This window comes from Mesorhizobium sp. LCM 4576 (assembly GCF_001854815.1).
Classification (GTDB): Bacteria; Pseudomonadota; Alphaproteobacteria; order Rhizobiales; family Rhizobiaceae; genus Mesorhizobium; species Mesorhizobium plurifarium.
Genome location: NZ_MDDT01000084.1, coordinates 1 through 3835 on the forward strand (window position 1 = coordinate 1; position 3835 = coordinate 3835).

The window sequence follows — 3835 nt, forward strand, 5'->3', positions numbered from 1 at the left end:
CCGCGGCGGCAGCTCATGGGCGATGGCGCTCAATAGGCGTTTTCCGTGTTGAGCAGGCGGACCGGCGTCAGGAACAGGATGCGCAGGTCGAACAGCATCGACCAGTTCTCGATGTAATAGAGGTCGTATTCGGTGCGCATGCGGATCTTTTCATTGGTGTCCATCTCGCCGCGCCATCCGTTGATCTGCGCCCAGCCGGTGACGCCCGGCTTGACCTTGTGGCGGGCGAAATAGCCGTCGACCACCTCGTTGTAGAGCAGGTTGTGCGACTGCGCGGCAATGGCATGCGGGCGCGGCCCGACCAGCGACAGAGAGCCGAAGAGCGAGTTGAAGAACTGCGGCAGCTCGTCGATCGAGGTCTTGCGGATGAAGCGGCCGACGCGGGTAACGCGCGGATCGTTCTTGGTCACTGTCTGCTTGGCTGTCGGGTCGGACCGGTCGGCATACATCGAGCGGAACTTGTAGACCTCGATGATCTCGTTGTTGAAGCCGTGCCGCTTCTGCTTGAACAGCACCGGCCCCCTGCTGTCGAGCTTGATGGCGATCGCGGTGGCGAGCATCACCGGCGAGAAGAGAATGATGCCGACAAGCGAGAAGACGATATCGAAGGCGCGCTTGGCGACCGAATCCCAGTCGTTGATCGGCTTGTCGAAGATGTCGAGCATCGGCACTGAGCCGATATAGGAGTAGGCGCGCGGCCGGAACTGCAGCGCGTTCGAATGCGCCGAGAGCCGGATGTCGACCGGCAGCACCCAGAGCTTCTTCAGAAGCTGCAAGACGCGCGATTCGGCGGTCAGCGGCAGCGACACGATCAGCATGTCGATGCGCGCGATGYGGGCGAATTCGATGAGCTCCGAGATCGTTCCGAGCTTCGGATAGCCGGCGACGATCGGCGGCGAGCGCTTGTCGTTGCGGTCGTCGAAGATGCCGCAGATGCGGATGTCGTTGTAAGGCTGCTTCTCGACCGAGCGGATCAACTGCTCGGCCGCCTTGCCGCCGCCGACGATGACGGCACGGCGCTCCATACGGCCGTCGCGCGCCCAGCGGCGAATGAGCCTGGACATCACCAGTCTCAGGCCGAAGACCAGCGCGAAACCGACCACGAACCAGGTGCCGAACAGCAGCCGCGAATAGTCTTCCGACGCCTTGATGGCGAATGCTGTGAGTGCCATCAGCGCGAAACTGCCGGCCCAGACAAGCAGCACCCGCCCGAAATTGGCAAGCGGGCGCATCAGCGCCGCGATCTGGTAGCTGTCGGTGACGTCGAGCAGCACCACGGCCAGGAACGACGTCGCCGCGATCGCCAGCGGATATTGCCAAGCCAGATAGCTGAAAAAGCCGACATAGTAGAAATAGACGCCGAGCCCCGACAGGAAGAGCACCGCGAACTCGACCATGCGCAGCACGCCGCTGACCATGATCGGCGACATCGTATCGCGCCGGTATTGCGAGGCGACCTGGCGCGCCACATCGTTGATGCCGCCGGGCTTTCCGCCATCGGCGGGAGCATCGTAATTGCGCACCGCATCCATGGAAAAGCGGCGCGCGGGGYCGATCTCATTCATGGGAACTGTCCGCGAGCTTCGCGAAACGGCATAGCAAAAGAGAGCTAAGAAAGACTTGAAACAACCGGTGGTTTTGAAGCTGTCGGGCCGGCCGCGGCTATTTGTTCAGCGCGGCGAAATAGGCCTTCTCGATCTCGGCGGCCATCACATCGGCTCCGAACCGGGCCTTGAGCTCGTCCGTCTGCGGCATCGCCTTGCGGTACGTGTCGCGGTCGCCGAACACTGTTTCCATTTTGCCTGCGAGCTGCGCGGGATCCGGCCGGATGAGGGCAGGGGAGCCGTCGCCGAAGATTTCCGGAATGCCGCCGACCGCGGTCGCGATCATCGGCATGCCGGCGGCCAAAGCCTCGAGCACGATATAGGGCATCGCCTCCGCCCGGGACGGCACAACGATCAACCCGGCCAGAGCGAAAGCTTGTCTCGCCGGCATGGGCGGCAGGAATCGGACATGACTCTTCAGCCCGAGTCGCTCCACTTGTGCGTGGTAGCGCGGCAGGTCGTCGCCGTCRCCGACCATCACGGCGCTCAACGGACGGCCCAACGCGCTGCCGGCCAAGGCCAGGGCGTCGATGAAGATATCCGGGCCTTTCAGGTCGCGCATCATGCCGATGTATAGAAAATCGGCGGCATTCGCCGCCGTCGTCACCGGTTCGAATTCGGCTGCGCGCAGGCCGTTGTAGACAAGCGTGTTGGGTATGGGCGGCTCGCCGACCTTGCGGCGATAGGTGTTGCGCTCATAGTCGGAAACGAACAGCAGGCAGTCGGTGAAGCGCGCCATGAAGCGCTCCAGGCCGAAGAACAGCTTTCCCGTCGCCGTCGTTTCGTCATAGTGGAGGGAGCCGCCATGCGGCGAATAAAGGCGGGCCACGCGAGACCTTGAAACCCGCAACAGTGAGCCGAACAGCCGGGCATAGGCGCCACCCTTGGCGCCATGCCCATGCAGCACGTCCGGCCGCAATTCCTTGATGATTCGATAGGTGCGCCAGGCCGAGGCGAGGTCGCCCGGCCCGACATGACGCTGCATCGGCGTGCGATGGATGCCGAGCGCGAGGCTGTCCTTCATCGCCTCGAACAGCCGCTCCTCGTAGTCGCCGCCGGTCGTCGAGTCGCAGACGATGCCCACCGCATGGCCGGCGGCGACCTGCGCCTCGGTCAGGTCGCGCACGTGCCGGAAGATTCCTCCGACAGGTGAGCGGAAGCAGTGGACGATCCTGAGATTCACCGCCACGACGGATTTTCAGAACAGGCGTTCGCGGACATAGACGGTGTCGCCAGGCAGGAGCGGATCGGATGTCAGCACCCGTCCGGTCATCACCTTGCCGTTGATGTCGCGGGTGATGTCGACGCTCTCCTGATTGGCGCGCGGCGTGAAACCGCCGGCAATGGCGACCGCCTTTTGCACCGTGAGTCCCGGCACATAGGAATACTGGCCGGCAGCGCCCACTTCGCCCATGACGAAGATCGGCCGGTAGCGGTCGATTTCGACCGAAACGTCGGGGTCGCGCAGATAGCCTTGGCGCAATTTGTCGGCGATCTCCTTTTCCAGCTGCTGCGCGGTATGGCCGCGCGCCGGCACCGCGCCGACCAGCGGGAAGGAAAGATAGCCGGACTGGTCGACGCTGTAAGTGTTGGTCAATCCGTCCTGCTCGAACACCGTGACACGGACACGGTCRCCGGCGCCGAGCCGGTAGGGCTGGTCGAGCACCTCGTGAAAGGCGGCGGGCGTCGGGCGGTAGCTCGAGCAACCGGTGAGCAGCGACAGGGCAAGCAAAGCGCGAAAGAGGGAAGCAGTGCTTTTCATGACCGGCCAGGAACCTTCATCGCTCTTGCCGCAAGCCGCGGCACAACCCCAGGAAAGTGCGACCGTTATCATCCTGTTAGGGTTAATGGGCGGTAAAGGAGCGTGGTCTGGGACCGCGCCGATCGGCAAAAAACCAATTGTTCTATTGCTTTCGAGCAATCTTCTTTGAGTGTTCTCTAATAAGCATGCGTTCTGATCTTAACGGGTGAGTTACCATAGTTGTTTACGGTCCATCCTCGACTCAAAGTTCGGAGCAGGATGCATGTCCGTTCAGTCCGCGGCCGCTGATGTCGATGTCGACCTGAGACAGCTTTTCGCCAGCCTGGCGCGAAACTGGCTGCGTATTGTTCTCGTGACCCTCGCGGTCACCGGGCTCGCCTTCGCTTTGGCCTGGCTCGCGACGCCTTATTATAAGGCGACGGCCAAGTTGGAGATCGGCTCGCGCGAATCGGAATACACCCGGCCGCCG

5 protein-coding genes are annotated in these 3835 nt (G+C 62.8%); 2 read left to right on the forward strand and 3 right to left on the reverse strand.

The window, feature by feature from the left end; translation table 11 throughout:
• Positions 1-29 precede the first annotated feature (29 nt).
• The 3 genes from LCM4576_RS31645 to LCM4576_RS31655 form a co-directional block, all read right to left on the reverse strand.
• Positions 30-1565, reverse strand: coding sequence for an undecaprenyl-phosphate glucose phosphotransferase (locus LCM4576_RS31645; RefSeq protein ID WP_071036263.1), 1536 nt, complete (start codon positions 1563-1565; stop codon positions 30-32).
• Positions 1566-1662: 97 nt separating this feature from the next.
• Entirely contained in the window at positions 1663-2793 is a 1131-nt protein-coding gene (locus LCM4576_RS31650; RefSeq protein ID WP_071036276.1) for a glycosyltransferase, read from the reverse strand.
• A 9-nt stretch (positions 2794-2802) separates the two neighbouring features.
• Positions 2803-3366, reverse strand: coding sequence for a polysaccharide biosynthesis/export family protein (locus tag LCM4576_RS31655; protein WP_040983193.1), 564 nt, complete (start codon positions 3364-3366; stop codon positions 2803-2805).
• On the opposite strand from LCM4576_RS31655, the gene LCM4576_RS36695 reads away from it, so the two are divergent.
• Together LCM4576_RS36695 and LCM4576_RS31660 are read left to right on the forward strand one after the other, a co-directional pair.
• On the forward strand, positions 3365-3535 hold the full coding sequence (locus LCM4576_RS36695; RefSeq protein ID WP_157901252.1) for a hypothetical protein: 171 nt from the start codon (positions 3365-3367) through the stop codon (positions 3533-3535). The two genes, LCM4576_RS31655 and LCM4576_RS36695, sit on opposite strands and share 2 nt — an antisense overlap.
• Before the next feature lie 93 nt (positions 3536-3628).
• Positions 3629-3835: Wzz/FepE/Etk N-terminal domain-containing protein (locus tag LCM4576_RS31660; protein ID WP_131803335.1), on the forward strand; the 207-nt coding region annotated here is incomplete at its 3' end.